We start from the raw sequence: 19,807 nt of genomic DNA on the forward strand, positions 1-19,807 counted from the left end.
GACCGCCATGAAGACGAACAAGACGCTCAAGCTGCTCGCGCTGGCCGTGGGCCTTTCGCTGGCCGGCTTCGCGCAGGCCTCCACGCAGCCGCTGCCGAAGGACCTGCCCGCCTACGGTCCAGAAAAGCCGCTGCCTACCCCGCAGATCCAGCAGCGCACGTTGCCCAACGGACTGACCGTGTGGGTCGTGCCGCGCGACGGGTTGCCCAAGGTCAACGTGGAACTAGCGGTACTGGGTGGCACCGCGGCGGACGACCTCAAGACCCCGGCCATCTCCGAGATGATGGCGCGCCTGCTCGACGAGGGCACCGCCTCGCTCAGCTCTCGCCAGATCGCCGAGAAACTGCAATCCATCGGCGGCAACTACCGCACCGGCGCTTACGCCGACGCCATCACCATCCGCGCCGACGCGCTGGCTTCGCACGCCCCTGAACTGATCGCACTGGTGGCCGACACGGCCCTGCATCCGGGCTTCCCGGCCAAGGAGGTTGCGCTGGCCCAGGCCAACGCGATGCAGGAGCTGAAGGTGCAGGAGGCCGACCCCGACTGGCAGGCGCAACGTGCCTTCGACCACGCCGCGTTCGGCGCGCATCCGTATGCACGCGACGCGCTCGACGAGGCGAGCGTCCAGGCGAGCAACCCCGACACGCTGCGTGCATTGCATGACGCCCGCTTCCAGCCCGATCGGGCGCTGCTGGTGATCGTAGGCCGCATCGACGCCGACCAGGCATTCAAGCTGGCCAGCGATGCGTTCGGCGGCTGGAAGTCCGATGGCAAGGCGCTCGCCAGGACCGCGCCTGCGCCGCATGAAGCATCGCCCGATCGCCTGATCGTGCCGCGCGCCGGCGCCGTGCAGAGCAACATCCGCTACGGCCGCCCGGTGATCGCCGCCAGCAATCCGGACTTCATCCCGCTGACCGTGGCCGACACCATCCTCGGCGGCGGCTTCACCAGCCGTATCACGCAGGACATCCGCGAGGACAAGGGCTACTCGTACAGTCCGTTCTCGCAGTTCGACGCCCAGCGTGCCGGCGGCAGTGCCTTCGCCCGCGTCGACGTGCGCAACGAGGTCACCGGCGCCACGCTGGCGGAACTGGCCAAGCTGTACGACAGCATGGCCACGCAGGCGCCCAGCAAGGAGGAACTGACCGGCGCCAAGCGGCTGGTGGGCGGCATCTACCTGCTGCGCAACCAGATCCAGGGCGCGCTCACGGCAACCATGGCCGGCTACTGGATCGACGGCCTGCCACCGGACTTCCTGGGCCGCTACGTCGCCGAGGCCAACAAGGTCACCGCCGACCAGGTGCAGGCCATGGGGCGCAAGTACTTCGACTCGAAGGACCAGAGCATCGTGGTGGTGGGCGATCCCAAGGCGATCGACGCACAGTTGAAACCGTTCGGTACGTTCGAGGTGTTCAAGCCCTGACCCGAGCCGCGGCCGCCGGCACCCGCCGGCGGCCGCGCGCATGCATGCCTCGCCTTCACGCCCGCTCGACCGATGTGCGAACCAAATCCGGGGCCCGACCCGAGCAGAGGCCAGGGCCATGCGGAACCCCGTCGGCTGGTTCGAAATCTACGTACAGGACATGCCGCGTGCGAAAGCCTTCTACGAGGCCGTGCTCGCCGTGAAGCTGGAAAAGCTGGAGGCACCCGGCTCCAGTCCCGTGGAGATGTGGGCCTTCCCGATGCAGCAGGGCGGCACGGGCGCGGCCGGCGCGCTGGCGAAGATGGAGGGCATGCCCTCGGGCGGCAACGGCACGCTGGTCTATTTCTCCTGCCAGGACTGCGCGGTGGAAGCCGGCCGCGTCGCCGCGCAGGGCGGCAAGGTCGAAAAGGACAAGTTCCCGATCGGACCCTACGGTTTCATCGCGCTGGCGGTGGACACCGAAGGAAACATGATCGGCCTGCATTCCACCCGGTGACTCCGGCGCGCCGCCGCCGGCTCAAAGGCGGCTGTACGACCACGACTGCATCCGCCCGTCCTTGTACGGCATCACGCCATGGAACGGCCGCGGGTCGTCGTCGAACACCAGTGGCAGGAAATGCCGGTCGCCTTCCCACATCGGCAGTTCCATCAGTCGCGCGCGCGGCACCCACTGCAGCGTGCCTTCGTGGTTGCCGGCGTGGCAGGTGCCCTCGAAGCCGTCGATCAGGAAGATGAAACCCAGCCAGTCCTCGCCCTGCTTGCCGAAGCCGGGCCAGTTGAGCGTGCCGCGCAGGCGCATCGAGGTGCATTCGATGCCGGCCTCCTCGCGGATCTCGCGGCGCATGCAGGCGGCGATGTCCTCGCCCGGCTCCATCTTGCCACCCAGCCCGTTGTACTTGCCCAGGTGCTGGTCGTCCGGCCGGGCATTGCGGTGGATCATCAGCACGTGTTCGCGGTCGGGCGAGAGCACGTAGCCGAGGGTGGCGACGATCGGGCAGTAGGCGGTCGACATCGGCGGGGAAAGCAGCGGCAAAGCGGCAAGTGTAGCGCCGGGCCTGAACACGCGCCCGTGCGCACACTTGCGCCTGTCGCGCCCGGGCGGCGACCATCGTGACATGATCCGTTCCGTCCCCCGCCCGCCATTGGCCTTGATCGTCTCCCTGCTGCTGGCCGCCCTGGCCGGCTGCGCACCGCAGGCCCGCGCGCTGGACAGCGAGGAGCGCGCGTTCGAGGGGCAGAACTACCGCGTGGTCAGCATCGACCTGAAACGCGAGCCGCTCACCCTGCACTGGCGCGCACCCGACAGCGGCGAGCCGTTCGGCAGCATCGAGGGCCTGCAACAGTGGGGCGAAAGGCACGGGCGGCGACTGCTGTTCGCCGCCAACGCCGGCATCTACGACGCGGCGTTCAAGCCGCTGGGACTGTACGTCGAGGACGGCAAGGTGCTGGTGCCGCTCAACATGGCCCATGGCAATCCCGCCGCCGGCAATTTCTCGTTGCTGCCCAACGGCGTGTTCGCGATCTATCCGGACGGCAAGGCCGCGGTCCAGACCAGTGCCGCGTTCAGGGACGGCGGGCGCAAGGCACAGTGGGCCACGCAGTCGGGCCCGATGCTGGTGATCGACGGCAAGATCAACCCGGCCTTCGTGCACGACTCGGACAGCCTCAAGTGGCGCAGCGGCGTGTGCGCGCGCACGCCGCAAAACGTGGTGTTCGCGGTGAGCGAGGCACCGGTCAACTTCCACACCTTCGCGCGGCTGTTCCGCGATGAGCTGGGCTGCCGCGACGCCTTGTTCCTCGATGGCACCATCTCCCGGTTCTACCTGGGCGAAGCGGGCTACGCCGGGGCGCCGGCCTTCATGGTCAAGCCCTACGCCGGTATGTTCGCGGTATTCGCGCCCGAATGAGCCGCCGCCGCTTTCCGTGGCGGCGTACCCTCGCACTGGGGGGGCTGGTGCTGCTGGCCGCGGCGCTCGCCACCGGCTGGAACCTGCTGGCCGGCAGCCGCGCGCGGCTGGAGGGCGAAGTGGATGTGGCGGGCCTGGCCGCGCCGGTGAAGGTCGCGCGCGACGCCAGCGGCAGCGTCACCATCGATGCGCGCAGCCGTGCCGATGCCACCTACGCGCTGGGTTTCGTGCACGCGCAGGAGCGCTGGTTCGAGATGGACCTGATGCGCCGCGCCGCGGCCGGCGAGCTGGCCGCGCTGGTTGGCCCGGCGGCGCTCGAGACGGATCTGGACTTCCGTCGCCACCGCCTGCGCGCGGTGGCCGAGGCGGCCTACGCCGCAATGGCGCCGGAGCAGAGGAAGGTGCTGGACCGCTATCGCGATGGCGTCAACGCGGGACTGGCCGACCTGCGCGAGAAGCCGTGGGAATACTTCCTGACGGGCGGCAAGCCGCAGCCGTGGCGCTCGGAGGACTGCCTGCTGGTGATCGGCGCGATGTACCTGGATCTCAACGGCCACGGCCACAACAAGCGCGAGCTGGACATCGCACGCATGCGGGCCGTGCTACCGGAGCCGCTCGTCGACTTCCTGCTCGCGCCCGACCCGGACTGGGAAGCACCCCTGGCCGGAATGCTCTCGCGCCCGCCGCTGCTGCCCGGCGCGACCGTGTACGACCTGCGCGGACAGCCTGCGCCCGCGACGAGCGTGGCCGTCGCCGGCGCGCTCGCGCCCGCGCTGGAAGCCCGCTTTCCCGGCAGCAACAGCTTCGCGGTCGGCGGCCGGATCACCGACACCGGCGCTGCGATGCTGGCCAACGACATGCACCTGGGCCTGCGCGTGCCGGCCATCTGGTTCCGCGCGCGCCTTCGCTACCCGGATGCCGGCGCGCCGGGCGGCACCCGCGACGCGGTGGGGGTGACCCTGCCCGGCATGCCGGCGCTGGTCGTCGGTTCGAACGGACAGATCGCCTGGGGCTTCACCAACAGCTACGGCGACTGGCTGGACTGGGTGCGGGTCACGCGCGACCCGGCCGATCCCTCGCGTTACAAGGTGCCGGGCGGCTGGGCGAGGATCGAACACCACGCCGAACGCATCCACGTCAAAGGCGCGCCCGACCGCATGCTCGACGTGCAGGCCACGCGCTGGGGCCCGATCCTCGCCAGGGACACCGATGGCACGCCACTGGCCCTGGCGTGGATCGCGCAGGACCCGCATGCCTACAACCTGGGCCTGATGCAGCTCGAGCGCGCACCCGGCGTCGCCGCGGCACTGGACCTGGCGCCGACCCTGGGCATGCCGCCGCAGAACCTGCTGGTCGCGGACCACGAAGGCCACATCGGCTGGACGCTGGCCGGCAATGCGATTCCCCTGCGCCCGCCGGGCACCGATCCGCAGCAACCGGCGGACTGGTCGCGGGCGGGCAGCGGCTGGCAGGGATGGGCGGCGCCCGCGCAGTACCCGCGCGTCGTCGATCCCGACGATGACCGGTTATGGACAGCCAACAACCGCACCGTCGACGGCCCCGCGCTGGCGCTGCTCGGCGACGGTGGCCACGATCTCGGGGCGCGTGCGCAGCAGATCCGCGACGACCTGCGCATGCACGGCGCATTCAGCCCCGGCGACCTGCTCGACATCCAGCTGGACGATCGCGCCATCTTCCTCACGCCCTGGCAGCGCCTGCTGCAGGACACCCTGGCCGGCACGCACGATGCCACCCTCACGCCGCTGCGCGAGCGCACGGCCCGCTGGGGCAACCGTGCCTCGCCGGACAGCGTCGACTACCGGCTGGTGCGCGCCTTCCGGTGGGAGGTGCACCGGCGGGCGCTGGCGCCGTTCGTCGCCCGGGTCAAGGCGCGCTATCCCCGGTTCGCCTGGCCCTCCGGCGGTGGCAACGGCGAGGCCGCGGTGTGGTCCCTGCTGCGCAACCAGCCGGCCTGGCTGCTCGATCCGCGCTACCCGGACTGGAACGCCCTGCTGCGGGCAGCCGCCACGCATGTGGCATCCACCCTGGGCAAGCAGCCCGGCGGCCTGGCCGCCCGCACCTGGGGCGAGGTCAATCCTGCCGGCATCCGCCATGCGCTCTCGCCCGCCCTGCCGCACTTCCTGTCGCGCTTCCTGGACATGCCGCAGACGCCCATGCCGGGCGATGCCAACATGCCGCGCGTGGCTGAGCCGGGATTCGGCGCTTCCGAACGGCTCGTGGTGGCGCCGGGCCACGAGGACCGGGGCATCATGGAGATGCCGTCCGGGCAGAGCGACCACCCGCTCTCCCCCTTCTACGGGGCCGGCCATGCCGACTGGGTCAAGGGCCGTCCCACGCCCCTGCGGCCCGGCCCGGCACGCTGGCGGATGACGCTGCGGCCCCCGAAGTAGTTCCCCGCCCGCAAGCCCGATGCGACGTTCGGCCGCATCGGGGCGGCCGGCCGGATATGACCGAGGTCAAGAGTGCGGCCGGCACGGCTGCGCATGATCCCGCCGTACTCCCGGACGGGTTCCTGCGGTGATCCAGTGCAACGCCCTCATTGTCGGAGCCGGCCCCGTCGGCCTGTTCCAGGTCTTCGAGCTGGGCCTGCTCGGGCTGCGCGCGCACCCCAGCCCCGGCGACAGCGCACCCCTGCAGTACACGACCGCCCGCCCGGCGCTGCAGCGGCGCCTGGACGTGCGCGAAGCCGAAAGCACCGACGTCGTGGCGCAGCCGCCACCACGCGTCGCAGCCCGCGTGGCCTGACGTCCCGAAGCTTTCGCACTCGCACCAAGACGCACACCGGGAGATCCTCCCATGCAACGCTCCATCGATCCCTCCGAACCGCGTTCGCCCGAGCGCCGGCGATTGCTGCGGCAGGCCGGTCAGCTCGCCATCGCCGGCGGCCTGCTCGCTGGCGGCGGCTGGGCGGTGCTCAAGCGCAGGCAGAACCTGTGGCAGGTGCGCCGCGAGCGCACGCTGATGCAGACCTCCGTTTCGGTGACCTGCCTGGCCGACGACGTGCAGGCCGCCGGCGCGGCGATCGAGGTGGCGTTCGCGCGCATGGCGGCGACCGCCGCCGAGCTGACCCGCTTCGACCCGGCCAGCCCGCTGGCGCGACTCAACCGCGACGGCCAGCTGGCGCAGGTTCCCGCGCAACTGGACACCGTGCTGCGCCAGGCACTCTCGCTCTCGCGGCTGACCGGGGGCGCGTTCGACCCGACGGTGCTGCCGGTGCTGCGCTATTTCGAGACGCTGCGCGGCACCCGCCGCACCGACGCCCGCGAGCAGCGCGTGGCTGGTGACCGCGACGCGCTGGTCGGCTACCGCGACCTCGCGCTCGATGCGCGCGGCGCGCGGCTGCTGCGGCCGGGCATGGCGGTCACGCTGGACGGCATCGCCAAGGGCCACGTGGTCGACCAGGGCATCGCCGCGCTGCGCGGCAAAGGCATCGAGTACGGCCTGATCGACGCCGGCGGCGACATCCACGCGATCTGCGGCAACGACCCCGAGCGGCACTGGAACGTCGGCATCGTCGACCCGTCCGACGTCGGTCGCGTGGCAGCGGTGCTGCAGGTGCGCAACGCGGCGCTATCCACTTCCGGCAACTACCGGGTGTTCTTCTCCGCCGACCGGCGCCTGTTCCATATCGTCAACCCGCGCACCGGCTGGTCGCCGCAGAGCTATTCGAGCGTGACCGTGATGGCGCAGCGCTCGGTGCTGGCCGACGGCATGAGCACGGCGGCGTTTTCGCTGGAACTGCCGCAACTGTCTTCGCTGATGGCGTCGCAGGATCACCAGTGGCTGGCGTTCTCGCGCACCGGCGAGCGGCGCTGGCGCTCGCGCGAGCTGCCGCTGATCGCCGGCCAGGCGGAGCAGGTGTGATGCACACGCCACGCTCATCCGTCGGGCGCCTGCTGCTGGCGCTGTGCCTGCTGTTGCTCGCGCCCGCCGCGCTGGCCGGCATCGACGCGAAGTACCCGCAGCTGCACCAGGTGTTCCCGCAGGCCACCCGCTACGGCGACATCGAGGGCACGCCGCCGGCCGCCGCGGTGTACCAGGGCGACAAGGTGATCGGCTACGTGTTCGAGACGGTGATGGTGGCGCCGGTGCCGGCCTACTCGGGCGCGCCGATCAACCTGCTGGTCTCGATCGGCACCGACGGCAGCATCCGCGACGCGCGCGTGCTGGAGCAGCACGAGCCGATCCTGCTGGTCGGCATTCCGGTGCAGAAACTGTACGACTTCGTCGCCCGCTACATCGGCCATCGCGTGGACGACAAGATCGTGGTCGGTGGCGGCGCCAGCGGCAGCGTGCGCATCGATGCGATCAGCAGCGCCACGGTGACCTCGATGGTGGTCAACGAAACCATCATGAACTCGGCGCTGAAAGTGGCCGCCTCACGCAAGCTGATCGCCGGCGCGGCCGACACCGGTGCGGCCACCGCCGCGGTGCGCGCCAACTACTACCAGGACGCCGACTGGAAGACGCTGACCGGCAACGGTGCGATCGGCCACCTGCGCCTGGCGCGCCAGGCCATCACCGAGGCATTCAAGGGCCAGCCCGAGAGCGGCCTGGTCGACGACCCCACCGCGCCGCCCAGGGACGAGGACGAGGGCGAGCAGACCTTCATCGACCTGTACTTCGCCGACGTCACCCCGCCCACGGTCGGCCGCAACCTGCTCGGCGCACAGGCCTACGCCGACCTGATGAAGCACCTCAAGCCCGGCGACAGCGCACTCGCGGTGATGGCCAACGGCATCTACTCGTTCAAGGGCCTGGGCTACGTGCGCGGCGGCATCTTCGACCGCGTGCACCTGCTGCAGGACGGCAAGCTGGTGCTGTTCAAGGACTCCGACCTGGTGGCGCTGAACGATCCGCAGTTGCGCGGCATGCCGGAATTCAGGGAGCAGGCGATCTTCATCGTGCGCAGCGGGGCCACGGCCGGCATCCCCGGCTTCGACGCCACGCGGCCGTGGACGCTGCAGCTGCTGGTCAATCGCCAGGTCGGCCCGCTGCGGAGCATCTATCACACCTTCACCCGCGACTACCGCATGCCGGCGGCGTACACCACGCGACCGGAAGCGACCGCGGAATCCGCGGCCGGTGCGCCACCGGCCAACGCCGCGTTGTGGCAGAAGATCTGGTACGGCCGGCGCGTCGATATCGCCCTGCTGCTGGGCGGACTGGCCGTGCTCACGCTGATCCTGGTGTTCCAGGACTGGATCGTGAAATACCCGGTGTTGCTCGAACGCGTGCGCACGGGCTTCCTGGTCTACACGCTGGTGTTCATCGGCTGGCACGGGCTGGCGCAGCTGTCGGTGGTGAACATCTTCACCTTCATCCAGTCGCTGCTGCACGGCTTCCATTGGGAGACCTTCCTGATGGACCCGCTGATCTTCATCCTGTGGGTGTTCGTGGCGGCCACGCTGCTGCTGCTCGGGCGCGGCGTGTACTGCGGCTGGCTGTGCCCGTTCGGTGCGCTGCAGGTGCTGGTGAGCAAGGTCGCCAAGCGCCTGCGCGTGCCGCAGTTCGAGTTCCCCAGGGCGGTGCACGAGCGGCTGTGGGCGCTCAAGTACGTCATCCTGCTGGTGCTGTTCGGCATGTCGCTGCAGTCGCTCAACACCGCCGAGCACTACGCCGAGATCGAGCCGTTCAAGACCGCGATCAACCTGCATTTCGCCCGTTCCTGGAGCTACGTCCTCTACGCGGTGGTGCTGACCGGGATTTCGGCCTTCAACCACAAGTTCTACTGCCGCTACGTGTGCCCGCTGGGCGCGGGACTGGCGGTGTCCGGACGCTGGCGCCTGTTCGAATGGCTGCGCCGCCGGCCCGAGTGCGGCAAGCCCTGCCAGGTCTGCGCCAACGAATGCGAGATCAAGGCAATCCATGCGGACGGCCGTATCGACTTCAACGAATGCCACTACTGCCTGGATTGCCAGGTCACCCGCGTCAACGACCACAAGTGCCCGCCGCTGGTGCAGCAGCGCAAGAAGCGCGAACGCGCCGCGCGACCGCTGCCCACGCCGGTGCTGACGATTACCCCGGCGTCCGCGCCGGAAACGCCCCAGCCGACGACCGTCGCCGACTGACCCCTGCAAGCCAACCTGCCCCAACGGATGGAAGCCATGCACGACGAATCGAACAAGAACCCTGGCCCGGGCGAGGCATCCGCCGACCCGGCGCGCCGCAACTTCATCAAGACCAGCGCGCTGGCCGGCCTTGCCGGCGCCGGCGGGCTGGTGGGCGGGTTTGCGCTGGGGAGCCGCAATGCGAAGGGCACCCGACCCGACCACGAGGAGGGGCACGACAAGGACGAGCAGGAGGAGCACGAGCATGCGGCGGCTTCCGACCACGTCGCACCCGGCCAGCTCGACGAGTACTACGGCTTCTGGAGCGGCGGCCAGTCCGGCGAGATCCGCCTGGTCGGTCTGCCCTCGATGCGCGAGCTGATGCGCATCCCGGTGTTCAACCCCGACTTCACCATCGGCTGGGGCGTCACCAATGAGAGCAAGCGCGTGCTCGGCGCCAACTTCCCGCCCGGCGGGGACTGCCACCATCCGCACATGAGCCAGACCGACGGCCATTACGACGGACGCTACGTGTTCATCAACGACAAGGCGCACAGCCGCGTGGCGCGCATCCGCTGCGACGTGATGCGCACCGATCGCATCGTCGAGATTCCCAACGTGCAATCGATCCACGGCCTGCGCGTGCAGCGTGCGCCGCGCACCGGCTACGTTTTCGCCAACGCCGAGTTCCTGATCCCCCAGCCCAACGACGGCCACGGGCTGGAGGACACGGACAAGTACCAGACCATGTTCAGCGCCATCGACGGTGACACCATGGAAGTGAAGTGGCAGGTGCTGGTGGACGGCAACCTGGACAACACCGAGGCCGACTACGCGGGCAAGTACGCGATCTCCACCTGCTACAACTCCGAGCACGGCATGGACCTGCCGGGCACCATGCAGGCCGAGCGCGACTGGGCGGTGGTGTTCAACATCGCGCGCATCGAGGAGGCCGTGAAGCAGGGCAAGTTCAAGACCATCGGCGACTCCAGGGTGCCGGTGGTGGACGGCCGCCACGGTTCGCCGCTGACGCTCTACATCCCGGTGCCCAAGAGCCCGCACGGCATCAATGCCACCCCGGACGGCAAGTACGTGGTGGCCAACGGCAAGCTTTCCCCCACCGTGACGGTGATCAGCTGGGCGCTGGTCGACGACTGGTTCGCCGGCAAGCTCAAGGACCCGCGCGACACCGTGGTAGCCGAGCCGGAGCTGGGCCTGGGGCCGCTGCACACCGCCTACGACGGCCGCGGCAACGGCTACACCACGCTGTTCATCGACAGCCAGATCGCCAAGTGGAACATCGAGGACGCGATCGCCGCCTACGCCGGCAAGAAGGTCAACTACCTGCGCCAGAAGATCGACGTCGCCTACCAGCCCGGCCATTGCCACACCTCGATGGGCGAATCGCGCGATGCCGACGGCAAGTGGCTCGTCTCGCTCAACAAGTTCTCCAAGGACCGCTTCCTGTCCACCGGCCCGCTGCACCCGGACAACGACCAGCTCATCGACATCTCCGGCGAGACCATGAAACTGGTCGCCGACGGCCCGGTGTACGCCGAGCCGCACGACGTCACCCTGGTCCACCGGCGGGTGCTGGCGGACAAGGTCAAGCGCCGCTGGGACCGCGACGATCCCTACTTCGCCGAAACGATTGCCATGGCCAGGCGCCACGGCATCAACGTGCTGGCCGACAGCAAGGTCATCCGCGAAGGCCGCAAGGTGTTCGTCTACATGACGTCCGCCGCGCCGATCTTCGGCATGGGCAGCTTCAAGGTGAAGAAGGGCGACGAGGTCACCGTGGTGGTGACCAACATCGACGGCGTGGAGGACCTGGCGCACGGCTTCTGCATCGCCAACTACGGCATCAACATGGAGATCAGCCCCGGCGCCACCTCCTCGGTCACCTTCACCGCCGACAAGGCGGGGGTGTTCTGGTACTACTGCACGTTCTTCTGCCATGCCATGCACATGGAGATGAGCGGGCGGATGCTGGTGGAGGCCTGAGCCTCGAGCCCTGCCGCCGCGCACGCGGCGGCAGGGCTGGCCGGTGATGCCTGGTGAACCTGTTCCGCGCCCTGTCCACTGCCCTGCTGGCCATCCTGCTGGTCGCGCCCGCGTGGGCGGGCGACCTGCTCGAACAGGTCGTGGCCGCAGCGCCCGCCGGCGCCACCGTCCGCGTGCCGGCGGGCGTGCACGCGGTGCACCTGAAGCTTGAAAGGCCCATCACGCTGGTGGGCGAACCCGGTGCGATCCTCGACGGCGGCGGCCGCGGCGACGTGCTTCGCATCAGCGCCGCCAACGTCACCGTGCGAGATCTGATCGTCCGGCGCAGCGGCACCGACCTCACCGCCATGAACGCCGGCATCTACATCGAGCGCAAGGCGCGCGACGTGGTCATCCGCGCCAACCGCGTCGAAGCGAGCCTGTTCGGCATCTACCTCGACGGCGCCTCCAACGTGCGCGTCGAGCGCAACGTCGTCCGCGGCCTGCGCAACCTGCGCGTAGCCGACCGTGGCGACGGCATCCACCTGTGGAACGACAGCGGCTGCACCATCGAGGGCAACGACGTGGCCGGCACGCGCGACGGCATCTACGTCTACGTAAGCTCGGGCAACACCATCGCGCGCAACCTGGTGCACGGCGTGCGCTACGGCGTGCACTACATGTATTCCCAGCACAACCTGCTGCTGGACAACGTCAGCCGCGGCAACCTCGCCGGCTACGCGCTGATGGCCTCGCATCACCTGAAGGTGATCGGCAACAGCTCCGAGGACGAGGGCTCCTACGGCTTCCTGCTCAACTACATCTCCCACAGCGAGGTCGCCGGCAACCGCGTGTACCGCATCAACGGCCAGAGCGACGACGCCGGCGGCACCATCGAGGGCACCGAGGGCAAGGGCCTGTTCGTCTACCTCTCGCAGTTCAACAGCTTCCACGACAACCTCGTGGCCGACTCGCAGATCGGCATCCACGTGACCGCCGGATCGGAGAGCAACCGCTTCCGGGCCAACCGCTTCGAGGACAACCGGCTGCAGGTGAAGTACGTGCAGAACCTGGCGCAGGAGTGGTCCGAGCGCGGCCGCGGCAATTTCTGGAGCGACTACCTGGGCTGGGACCTGGACGCCGACGGCATCGGCGACGTTCCCTTCCGCCCCAACGACGGCGTCGACGTGCTGCTCTGGAAGTACCCGTCCGCGCGCAACCTGATGTCCAGCCCCTCGGTGCTGCTGATGCGCTACGTGCAACGCGCCTTCCCGGTGTTCACGCCGCCCTCGGTGCAGGACAGCCACCCGCTGATGAAAGCCCCACGACCATGAACCACGCGATCGAACTGGACAGCCTGGCCAAGCGCTACGGCACGCTCGCCGCGCTCGACGGCATCAGCGCGCGCGTACCACGCGGCCAGGTGATCGGGCTGCTCGGCCACAACGGCGCAGGCAAGTCCACGCTGCTCAAGCTGATCCTGGGACTGATCGCGCCCAGCGGCGGCCGCCTTGAAGTACTCGGCCAAGCACCCTGGCGCGCGCATGCCCTGCGCCGGCGCATCGGCTACCTGCCCGAGAGCGCCACCTTCTACGCCAACCTCACCGCGCGCGAGCTGCTGGACTACCTGGCGCGGCTCAAGCAGGCGCCGCGCGCGCAGGTGGCGGTGCTGCTGGAGCGTGTCGGCCTGGCACACGCCGCCGACCGGCGCATCGGCACCTATTCGAAGGGCATGCGCCAGCGCGTGGGCCTGGCGCAGGCGCTGCTCGGCTCGCCCGAGTTGGTGCTGCTGGACGAGCCGACCACCGGCCTGGACCCGCAGGCCACCCGCGAGCTCTACCGCATCGTCGGCGAGCTGCGGGCGGACGGCCGCTGCGTGTTGCTCTCCTCGCACCTGCTGGCCGAGCTGGAGCCGCACATCGACGGCGCGCTGATCCTGCGCCAGGGCAGGCTGCTGGCCGCCGGCAGCCTGCACGCGCTGGGCGAGCAGGCCGCGCTGCCGGCGCAGGTGCTGTTGCGCCCGCGCGAGCAGGCCGCGGGCGAGTTGATCGCGCGGCTGCAGGCCGGCGGCCTCAGCGCACGGCCGCGTCCCGATGGCCGGCTGGAACTGGAAGTGCCGCGCGCCAGCAAGCTGCGCACGCTGCGCGAGCTGCTGGCCGATCCGGCCGTCGTCGACCTGGACGTGCGCGAACCCACCCTGGCGCAGCTCTACGACTGGCTCGGCGCCGGTCCGCAACTCTCCACCCAGGTGGCCGCATGAACCCGGTCCTCACCGTCGCCGCCAAGGAGTTCCGCGACGACTTCCGCAACCGCTGGACGATCGCGCTCACCGTCCTGTTCGCGCTGCTGGCACTGGGCATCGCCTGGTTCGGCAGCGCCGCGGCCGGACGCGTGGGCTTCACCTCGTTCGACGCCACGCTGGCCAGCCTGACCACGCTGGGCGCATTCGTGATTCCGCTGATCGGCCTGCTGATCGCCTACGACTCGGTGGTGGGCGAGCGCGACGACGGCACGCTGCTGCTGATGCTGAGCTATCCGCTCTCGCGCGGACAGCTGGTGGCGGGCAAGTTCCTCGGCCACTGCAGCGCGCTGGCGGTGGCCACGCTGGCCGGCTTCGGGCTGGCGGTGGCGATCATGCAGTGGATGCAGCCGGCCGCGCAGATGGCGCAGGCGTGGCTGCAGATCGGCCGCTTCGTCGCCAGCGCCTCGCTGCTGGGCGCCTGCTTCGTGGGGCTGGCCTGCCTGATCAGCGTGCAGACTGCCGACAAGGCGCGCGCCGCCGGGCTGGCGCTGATCGGCTGGCTGGCTACCGTGGTGCTGTTCGACCTGGCCCTGCTGGCGCTGCTGGTGGTCAGCGGCGGCACCCCGTTCGAGCGTGCCGTGTACCCGTACCTGCTGCTGCTCAACCCGGTGGACGTGTTCCGCCTGGTCAACCTCACCGCGCTGGGCGAGGGCGCGGGCAACGACCTGCTCACCGGCATGACCGCGCATCACGCCTATTCGCCAACCCTGTTGTGCCTGGTGCTGCTGGGCTGGGCGGCGACACCGTTCGCGTGGGCGATGCTCGCGTTCCGGCGCAAGGAGATCTGACACGATGAACCCGATACCGACCCGCGCCACGCTGGTGCTCGCGCTGGTCTTGCTTGCCGGCTGCCGCGGCGACCCGGCGCCCGCGCGGCACGCGGTGGACACGCACCCCGACGACGCCTGTGCCGTTTGCGGGATGTACCTGGAGGACTCGCCCGGCCCGCGCGCCGAGGCCTTCCTGGCCGGACGCGACAAGCCGCTCGTGTTCGATTCGACCCGCGACTTCTTCGCCTACGTGCTGCAACCGGAGAATCAGGCGTCGCTGGAGGCGCTGTTCGTCCAGGACAGCACGCGCATCGACTGGCAACACCCCGCCCACGCGGCAGTCAGCTTCGTCGATGCGCGCCAGGCCTCCTATGTGGTCTGGCAGCCGCTCCCCGGTTCGATGGGACCGACCCTGGCCCCGTTCGCCAGCCGGGCCGCCGCCGCGGCCTTCGTCCGCGGGCACGGCGGTGCCGTGCTCGACTTCGCGCAGATCACGCCGGCGCTGGTATCGGCACTGGATTACCGCTGCCCCGCCCGGGACGCGGCCGCCGGCACAGGCCTGCAATGCCAGGCTCCGACCGTGCCAGGCAAGGGCCACTCCCTTCGCGCCGGCCCGGAACCGTACTACCCATGAGAGGACTCGACCATGTTCGGACTTGACAGCTTCTGGCACTGGGCCGTGCTGCTTGCGGTGGTGGTGCTGCTTTTCGGAACCGGCAAGCTGCGCAACGCCGGCCGCGACCTGGGCACGGCCATCGCCGGCTTCCGCAAGAGCATGCGGGAGGGCGATCCCGCCGCAGCGGTCCCGGTGCCGCTGGACAAGGACAACGTCCGCGAATGCCGCTGATGGCGACCTCGACGGGGTCGGCGTGTCGAATTCGCAGCTGGCCGTCCGTCGTGCCTGTGAAAGCCGGCCTTGCCGGCTCACCGGGAGGAAAGGCGTATGCGATGCATGGTGATGGTCCGGGCCACGGCCGCGTCCGAGGCGGGCGTGATGCCCAGCGAAAAGCTGCTGGCCGACATGACGGCGTTCAACGAACAGCTGGTGAAAGCCGGCGTGATGCTGGCCGGCGAAGGGCTCAAGCCCAGCGCCGAGGGCAAGCGGGTGTACTTCGCCGGCAACGGCCGCAGCGTGGTGGACGGCCCGTTCGCCGAGACCAAGGAGCTAATCGCCGGCTTCTGGCTGTGGCAGGTGCGTTCGATGGACGAGGCGCTGGAGTGGGTTCGCCGCTGCCCGCCGCCGTTCGATGGCGAGTGCTCGATCGAGATCCGCCCGCTGTTCGAGGCTGACGACTTCGGCGAGGCGCTGACGCCCGAGCTGCGCGCGACCGAGGAGCGCCTGCGCGCCGAGATCGCCGGCAAAGCCTGAGCCCGCCCCTGCGCCGGCAAAGCCCGCCCGTGGGCGATGCCGTTTGCCGGAGCCATCGAAAAAGCGCATCGCCGGCGAGATGGCCCGGGCGAGGTGCTTGTCGGCACGCGCGTCGCGGTGTTCTGATCGGCGGCATGAGCCAAGCCGATACCCACCGCGCGATCGAAACCGTCTGGCGCATGGAAGCGCCCAAACTGGTCGCCGCGCTGATCCGCGTCGTGCGCGACATCGACCTTGCCGAGGAGCTGGCGCAGGACGCGCTGGTCGCGGCGCTGGAGCGCTGGCCGACCTCGGGCGTGCCGGACAACCCCGGTGCCTGGCTGATGACCACGGCCAAGCGGCGCGGCATCGACCTGCTGCGGCACCGCCAGCTGGTCGAGCGCAAGCACGCGGCGCTGGATGGCGACCCGGAGCACGAGGCATTCACCATGCCCAACCTGGAAGCGCTCGACGATGACATCGGCGACGACCTGCTGCGGCTGATCTTCACCGCCTGCCACCCGGCGCTGTCGACCGAAGCGCAGGTGGCGCTCACCCTGCGCCTGCTTGGCGGTCTTACGACCGCCGAGATCGCCCGCGCTTTCCTGACCGCCGAGCCGACCATCGCCCAGCGCATCGTGCGCGCCAAGCGCACCCTGGCCGACAAGCGCGTGCCCTTCGAAGTGCCGCGCGGCGCCGAACTGGAGACGCGGCTGGCGGCGGTGCTGGGCGTGATCTACCTGGTCTTCAACGAGGGCTACACCGCCACCGCCGGCGACGACTGGATGCGCCCGGCGTTGTGCGAGGAGGCGCTGCGCCTGGGCCGTACGCTGGCCGGCCTGATGCCGCGCGAACCTGAAGTGCTGGGGCTGCTCGCATTGATGGAGATCCAGGCCTCGCGCAGCCATGCGCGCGTGGGCGCCGATGGCCGCCCGGTGCTGTTGATGGAACAGAACCGGGCGCTGTGGGACCAGTTGCTGATCCACCGCGGGCTGGAGGCGCTCGAACACGTCGGCCGGCTCGGCGGCACCGAGGGCCCGTACGCACTGCAGGCTGCGATCGCCGCCTGCCACGCGCGCGCGACCACGGCCGAGGCGACCGACTGGCCGCGCATCGCCGCACTCTACGCCCGGCTGGCACAGGTGGCGCCCTCGCCGGTGGTGGAGCTCAACCGCGCCGTGGCAGTGTCGATGGCCGAGGGACCCGCCGCGGGGCTGGCGCTGGTCGATGCCTTGCGCGAGGAAAAGGCGCTGGCCGGCTATCACCTGCTCCCGGCGGTGCGGGCGGATCTGCTGGCGAGGCTGGGGCGGAGCGACGAGGCCCGCGCCGAGTTCGAGCGCGCCGCCGGGCTGACGCAGAACGCACAGGAGCGCGCGGTGATGTTGCAGCGGGCGGCGGGCTGCACGACGGGATAGAAACCGGCCTCGCTACCGGCCTGTTTCCCCTCCCGCAGGGCAGAGGGCGAAGAAGGGTTCCGGCGCTGCCTGCCGCGAGAGCCGCTAGCCCAGCAACCTCTCGCAGATGGCCAGATACAGCCCCGGCAATCGCTCCAGATCGGCGACCGCCACGCACTCGTCCACCTTGTGGATGGTCGCGTTGACCGGCCCCAGCTCCACCACCTCGGCGCCCAGCGGCGCGATGAAGCGTCCGTCGGAGGTGCCGCCGCCGGTGCTCTGCTCCGGCTCCACGCCGCACAGCTCGCGGCAGACGCCAAGCACCGCTTCGCGCAGGCGACCGCTCGCGGGGCTGAGGAAGGGCTCGCCCGAGAGGTTCCAGTCCAGTTGCCAGTCCAGGCCGTGGCGATCGAGGACGGCTTCGGTGCGCGCGCGCAGGTCCGCGGCCGTGCTGGCGGTCGAGTAGCGGAAGTTGATCTGTGCGACGAGTGCGCCGGGAATCACATTGGTGGCGCCCGTGCCGGCATTGAGGTTGGACACCTGGAACGAGGTCGGCGGGAAGTCCGCGTTGCCCCCGTCCCAGCGGGTGGCCGCCAGTTCGGCCAGCGCCGGGGCGAAAGCGTGGATCGGGTTCTTCGCCTTCTCCGGGTAGGCCACGTGACCCTGCACGCCGCGCACGGTGAGCGCGCCGGAGAGCGAGCCGCGGCGGCCGACGCGGATCAGGTCGCCCAGCCGCTCTTTCGAGGAGGGCTCGCCGACCACGCACCAGTCCAGCCGCTCCCCGCGCGCGCGGAACGTCTCGGCCACGCGGCGCACGCCATCCAGGTTCGTCGGGCCTTCCTCGTCGCTGGTCAGCAGCAGCGCGACGCGACCGGCGTGCCGCGGATGCGCCATCACGAACCGTTCGAGCGCCAGCGCCATCGCCGCGACCGAACCCTTCATGTCGGCGGCGCCGCGACCGTACAACCGGCCGTCGCGCACGACCGGCTCGAATGGCGGACTCTGCCACGCGCTCTCCGGACCACTGGGCACCACGTCGGTATGGCCGAGGAAGACCAGCGTCGGCCCCTCGTGCCCGTGCGTCGCCCAGAGGTTGTCGACCTCGCCGTGGCGCAGGTGTTCGACCGCGAAACCGGCGTGGGCGAGCCGCTCGGCGATCAGCGCCTGGCAGCCGGCATCCTCGGGCGTCACCGAGCGGCGGCCGATCAGCTCACGGGTCAAGTCCAGTACGTCGCTCAAGCAAACCTCCCACCTGCCTGCAAAACCCCTGCAGGAGCGCACCTGTGCGCGACCGCCATGCTTCACCGTCGCGCGCAGGCGCGCTCCTACAGGAAAATCCCCAACGCTGAGCCCTTATTTACCGAACAGCTTCTTGAAGCCGTTGTCGCTGAAACCCACGCTCACCGCGCCGTCGTCCTGCACCACCACCGGCCGGCGCACCAGCGCCGGGTATTCCTTCAGCAACAACGTCCACTCCGGATCGGAGCCCGGGTTCTTGCGCTGCGGCAGCAGGTTGCGCCAGGTGGTGGAAGACTTGTTGACCAGCCTCTCCCAGCCGCCCAACTGCTGCGCCCAGGCCTTGAGCGTGGCTGCCGGCACCGGGTTGGCGCGGTAGTCGACGAACGCGTGCGGCACGTCGAAGCGGGCGAGCCAGTTGCGCGCCTTCTTGCAGGTATCGCAGTTGGGCAATCCATAGAGCGTGGCGCTCATTGCGCGCTCCTCAGCAGTTCGTTGATGCCGGTCTTGGCGCGCGTCTTCTCGTCGACCTGCTTGACGATCACCGCGGCGTACAGACTGTGGCTGCCGTCCTTCGCCGGCAGGCTGCCGGCGACCACCACGCTGCCGGCGGGGATGCGGCCGTAGCTGACCTCGCCGGTCGCGCGGTTGTAGATTCGGGTGGACTGGCCCAGGAACACGCCCATGCCGATCACGCTGCCCTTCTCCACCACCACGCCCTCGACCACTTCGGAGCGCGCGCCGATGAAGCAGTCGTCCTCGATGATCGTCGGGTTGGCCTGCAGCGGCTCGAGCACGCCGCCGATGCCCACGCCGCCGGAAAGGTGCACGCGCGCGCCGATCTGCGCGCAGGAGCCGACCGTGGCCCAGGTGTCGACCATCGTGCCCGGCCCGACATAGGCGCCGATGTTGACGTAGCTGGGCATCAGCACCGCGTCCCTGGCGATGTGCGCACCGCGCCGCACCAGCGCGCCGGGAACCACGCGGGCCCCCAGGTCCTCCAGCTCGGCGTCGTTGCCATGGCCGAACCGCAGCGGCACCTTGTCGAAGGCCAATGCCGCACCGCCGTCGACCACGCGATTGCCATTGATGCGGAAGTACAGCAGCACGGCTTTCTTGAGCCAGGCGTTGACCTTCCACCCGCCCTGCCCGTCCGGCTCGGCCACGCGCTGCTCGCCCTGTTCGAGCAGCTCCATCACCTGCGCGAGCGCCGGGCGAAGGTGGGTTTCGATCTCGCTCTGGCTGAGCTCGTTGCGGCGCTCGAAGGCGTCGTCGATCAGGGTATCGATGGAGGGCATGGCGACTCGCGGGAGAGGGCTCGGGAAGCGCCCCAGTATACGGAGCGCACCGCCGCATACGCCCGCAACCTC

General features: G+C 70.0%; 19 protein-coding genes. 15 read left to right on the forward strand and 4 right to left on the reverse strand.

All coding sequences use genetic code 11. The features are described from left to right. Positions 1–7 precede the first annotated feature (7 nt). Positions 8–1,426 (forward strand): M16 family metallopeptidase, encoded by a 1,419-nt coding sequence (locus tag LQ771_RS11260; RefSeq protein ID WP_231349505.1) that lies wholly within the window; start codon positions 8–10, stop codon positions 1,424–1,426. A 118-nt stretch (positions 1,427–1,544) separates the two neighbouring features. After that, the gene (locus LQ771_RS11265; protein WP_231349506.1) at positions 1,545–1,922 is read left to right on the forward strand and encodes a VOC family protein; all 378 of its coding nucleotides are present in this window, start codon (positions 1,545–1,547) and stop codon (positions 1,920–1,922) included. Between the two features lie 21 nt (positions 1,923–1,943). Here the strand turns inward: LQ771_RS11265 and LQ771_RS11270 are convergent, their stop codons facing one another. Then, positions 1,944–2,438: an NUDIX hydrolase gene (locus tag LQ771_RS11270; protein WP_231351901.1), complete on the reverse strand. Its 495-nt coding sequence runs from the start codon at positions 2,436–2,438 to the stop codon at positions 1,944–1,946. Positions 2,439–2,541: 103 nt separating this feature from the next. Here LQ771_RS11270 and LQ771_RS11275 point away from each other — a divergent pair, with 103 nt between their 5' ends. The 13 genes from LQ771_RS11275 (at position 2,542) to LQ771_RS11335 (ending at position 17,222) form a co-directional block, all read left to right on the forward strand. Beyond that, positions 2,542–3,333 (forward strand): phosphodiester glycosidase family protein, encoded by a 792-nt coding sequence (locus LQ771_RS11275; RefSeq protein ID WP_231349507.1) that lies wholly within the window; start codon positions 2,542–2,544, stop codon positions 3,331–3,333. Then, positions 3,330–5,744 (forward strand): penicillin acylase family protein, encoded by a 2,415-nt coding sequence (locus LQ771_RS11280; protein ID WP_231349508.1) that lies wholly within the window; start codon positions 3,330–3,332, stop codon positions 5,742–5,744. The genes LQ771_RS11275 and LQ771_RS11280 overlap by 4 nt, the downstream gene beginning before the upstream one ends. A gap of 127 nt (positions 5,745–5,871) precedes the next feature. Continuing rightward, a complete protein-coding gene (locus tag LQ771_RS11285) occupies positions 5,872–6,099 on the forward strand; it encodes a hypothetical protein (RefSeq protein WP_231349509.1) in 228 nt (75 codons plus the stop codon). A gap of 51 nt (positions 6,100–6,150) precedes the next feature. Continuing rightward, positions 6,151–7,218, forward strand: a complete 1,068-nt coding sequence (locus LQ771_RS11290; protein WP_231349510.1) for an FAD:protein FMN transferase — start codon at positions 6,151–6,153, stop codon at positions 7,216–7,218. Further along, positions 7,218–9,425, forward strand: coding sequence for a NosR/NirI family protein (locus LQ771_RS11295; RefSeq protein ID WP_231349511.1), 2,208 nt, complete (start codon positions 7,218–7,220; stop codon positions 9,423–9,425). Before LQ771_RS11290 ends, LQ771_RS11295 begins: the two co-directional genes overlap by 1 nt. A gap of 36 nt (positions 9,426–9,461) precedes the next feature. Then, the gene (gene nosZ, locus LQ771_RS11300; protein WP_231349512.1) at positions 9,462–11,408 is read left to right on the forward strand and encodes a TAT-dependent nitrous-oxide reductase; all 1,947 of its coding nucleotides are present in this window, start codon (positions 9,462–9,464) and stop codon (positions 11,406–11,408) included. A 53-nt stretch (positions 11,409–11,461) separates the two neighbouring features. After that, positions 11,462–12,721 carry a nitrous oxide reductase family maturation protein NosD gene (locus LQ771_RS11305; RefSeq protein ID WP_231349513.1) on the forward strand — a complete coding sequence of 420 codons (1,260 nt, stop codon included), beginning with the start codon at positions 11,462–11,464 and terminating at the stop codon, positions 12,719–12,721. Continuing rightward, positions 12,718–13,647: an ABC transporter ATP-binding protein gene (locus LQ771_RS11310; protein ID WP_231349514.1), complete on the forward strand. Its 930-nt coding sequence runs from the start codon at positions 12,718–12,720 to the stop codon at positions 13,645–13,647. Before LQ771_RS11305 ends, LQ771_RS11310 begins: the two co-directional genes overlap by 4 nt. Then, entirely contained in the window at positions 13,644–14,477 is an 834-nt protein-coding gene (locus tag LQ771_RS11315; RefSeq protein WP_231349515.1) for an ABC transporter permease, read from the forward strand. Before LQ771_RS11310 ends, LQ771_RS11315 begins: the two co-directional genes overlap by 4 nt. Before the next feature lie 4 nt (positions 14,478–14,481). Then, positions 14,482–15,093, forward strand: coding sequence for a nitrous oxide reductase accessory protein NosL (locus LQ771_RS11320; RefSeq protein WP_231349516.1), 612 nt, complete (start codon positions 14,482–14,484; stop codon positions 15,091–15,093). Positions 15,094–15,105: 12 nt separating this feature from the next. Next, positions 15,106–15,306 carry a twin-arginine translocase TatA/TatE family subunit gene (gene tatA / locus LQ771_RS11325; RefSeq protein WP_231349517.1) on the forward strand — a complete coding sequence of 67 codons (201 nt, stop codon included), beginning with the start codon at positions 15,106–15,108 and terminating at the stop codon, positions 15,304–15,306. 96 nt (positions 15,307–15,402) lie between these two features. Continuing rightward, positions 15,403–15,828: a YciI family protein gene (locus tag LQ771_RS11330; RefSeq protein WP_231349518.1), complete on the forward strand. Its 426-nt coding sequence runs from the start codon at positions 15,403–15,405 to the stop codon at positions 15,826–15,828. A gap of 134 nt (positions 15,829–15,962) precedes the next feature. Beyond that, a complete protein-coding gene (locus LQ771_RS11335; RefSeq protein WP_231349519.1) occupies positions 15,963–17,222 on the forward strand; it encodes an RNA polymerase sigma factor in 1,260 nt (419 codons plus the stop codon). Between the two features lie 84 nt (positions 17,223–17,306). Here the strand turns inward: LQ771_RS11335 and dapE are convergent, their stop codons facing one another. The 3 genes from dapE to dapD form a co-directional block, all read right to left on the reverse strand. Beyond that, positions 17,307–18,440, reverse strand: coding sequence for a succinyl-diaminopimelate desuccinylase (gene dapE / locus LQ771_RS11340; protein ID WP_231349520.1), 1,134 nt, complete (start codon positions 18,438–18,440; stop codon positions 17,307–17,309). A 114-nt stretch (positions 18,441–18,554) separates the two neighbouring features. Further along, entirely contained in the window at positions 18,555–18,911 is a 357-nt protein-coding gene (locus LQ771_RS11345; RefSeq protein ID WP_231349521.1) for a Spx/MgsR family RNA polymerase-binding regulatory protein, read from the reverse strand. Then, the gene (dapD, locus tag LQ771_RS11350; protein ID WP_231349522.1) at positions 18,908–19,735 is read right to left on the reverse strand and encodes a 2,3,4,5-tetrahydropyridine-2,6-dicarboxylate N-succinyltransferase; all 828 of its coding nucleotides are present in this window, start codon (positions 19,733–19,735) and stop codon (positions 18,908–18,910) included. Before dapD ends, LQ771_RS11345 begins: the two co-directional genes overlap by 4 nt. Between the last annotated feature and the right edge of the window lie 72 nt (positions 19,736–19,807).

The sequence above is a fragment of the Frateuria soli genome, from assembly GCF_021117385.1.
Taxonomy (GTDB): domain Bacteria; phylum Pseudomonadota; class Gammaproteobacteria; order Xanthomonadales; family Rhodanobacteraceae; genus Frateuria_A; species Frateuria_A soli.

Excerpts from the sequence above, each read along its gene's own strand:
- LQ771_RS11260 (WP_231349505.1), top strand. The coding sequence starts at position 8 with ATGAAGACGAACAAGACGCTCAAGCTGCTCGCGCTGGCCGTGGGCCTT.
- LQ771_RS11265 (WP_231349506.1), top strand. The coding sequence starts at position 1,545 with ATGCGGAACCCCGTCGGCTGGTTCGAAATCTACGTACAGGACATGCCG.
- LQ771_RS11270 (WP_231351901.1), bottom strand. The coding sequence starts at position 2,438 with ATGTCGACCGCCTACTGCCCGATCGTCGCCACCCTCGGCTACGTGCTC.
- LQ771_RS11275 (WP_231349507.1), top strand. The coding sequence starts at position 2,542 with ATGATCCGTTCCGTCCCCCGCCCGCCATTGGCCTTGATCGTCTCCCTG.
- LQ771_RS11280 (WP_231349508.1), top strand. The coding sequence starts at position 3,330 with ATGAGCCGCCGCCGCTTTCCGTGGCGGCGTACCCTCGCACTGGGGGGG.
- LQ771_RS11290 (WP_231349510.1), top strand. The coding sequence starts at position 6,151 with ATGCAACGCTCCATCGATCCCTCCGAACCGCGTTCGCCCGAGCGCCGG.
- LQ771_RS11295 (WP_231349511.1), top strand. The coding sequence starts at position 7,218 with ATGCACACGCCACGCTCATCCGTCGGGCGCCTGCTGCTGGCGCTGTGC.
- nosZ (WP_231349512.1), top strand. The coding sequence starts at position 9,462 with ATGCACGACGAATCGAACAAGAACCCTGGCCCGGGCGAGGCATCCGCC.
- LQ771_RS11310 (WP_231349514.1), top strand. The coding sequence starts at position 12,718 with ATGAACCACGCGATCGAACTGGACAGCCTGGCCAAGCGCTACGGCACG.
- LQ771_RS11315 (WP_231349515.1), top strand. The coding sequence starts at position 13,644 with ATGAACCCGGTCCTCACCGTCGCCGCCAAGGAGTTCCGCGACGACTTC.
- LQ771_RS11320 (WP_231349516.1), top strand. The coding sequence starts at position 14,482 with ATGAACCCGATACCGACCCGCGCCACGCTGGTGCTCGCGCTGGTCTTG.
- tatA (WP_231349517.1), top strand. The coding sequence starts at position 15,106 with ATGTTCGGACTTGACAGCTTCTGGCACTGGGCCGTGCTGCTTGCGGTG.
- LQ771_RS11330 (WP_231349518.1), top strand. The coding sequence starts at position 15,403 with ATGCGATGCATGGTGATGGTCCGGGCCACGGCCGCGTCCGAGGCGGGC.
- LQ771_RS11335 (WP_231349519.1), top strand. The coding sequence starts at position 15,963 with ATGAGCCAAGCCGATACCCACCGCGCGATCGAAACCGTCTGGCGCATG.
- LQ771_RS11345 (WP_231349521.1), bottom strand. The coding sequence starts at position 18,911 with ATGAGCGCCACGCTCTATGGATTGCCCAACTGCGATACCTGCAAGAAG.
- dapD (WP_231349522.1), bottom strand. The coding sequence starts at position 19,735 with ATGCCCTCCATCGATACCCTGATCGACGACGCCTTCGAGCGCCGCAAC.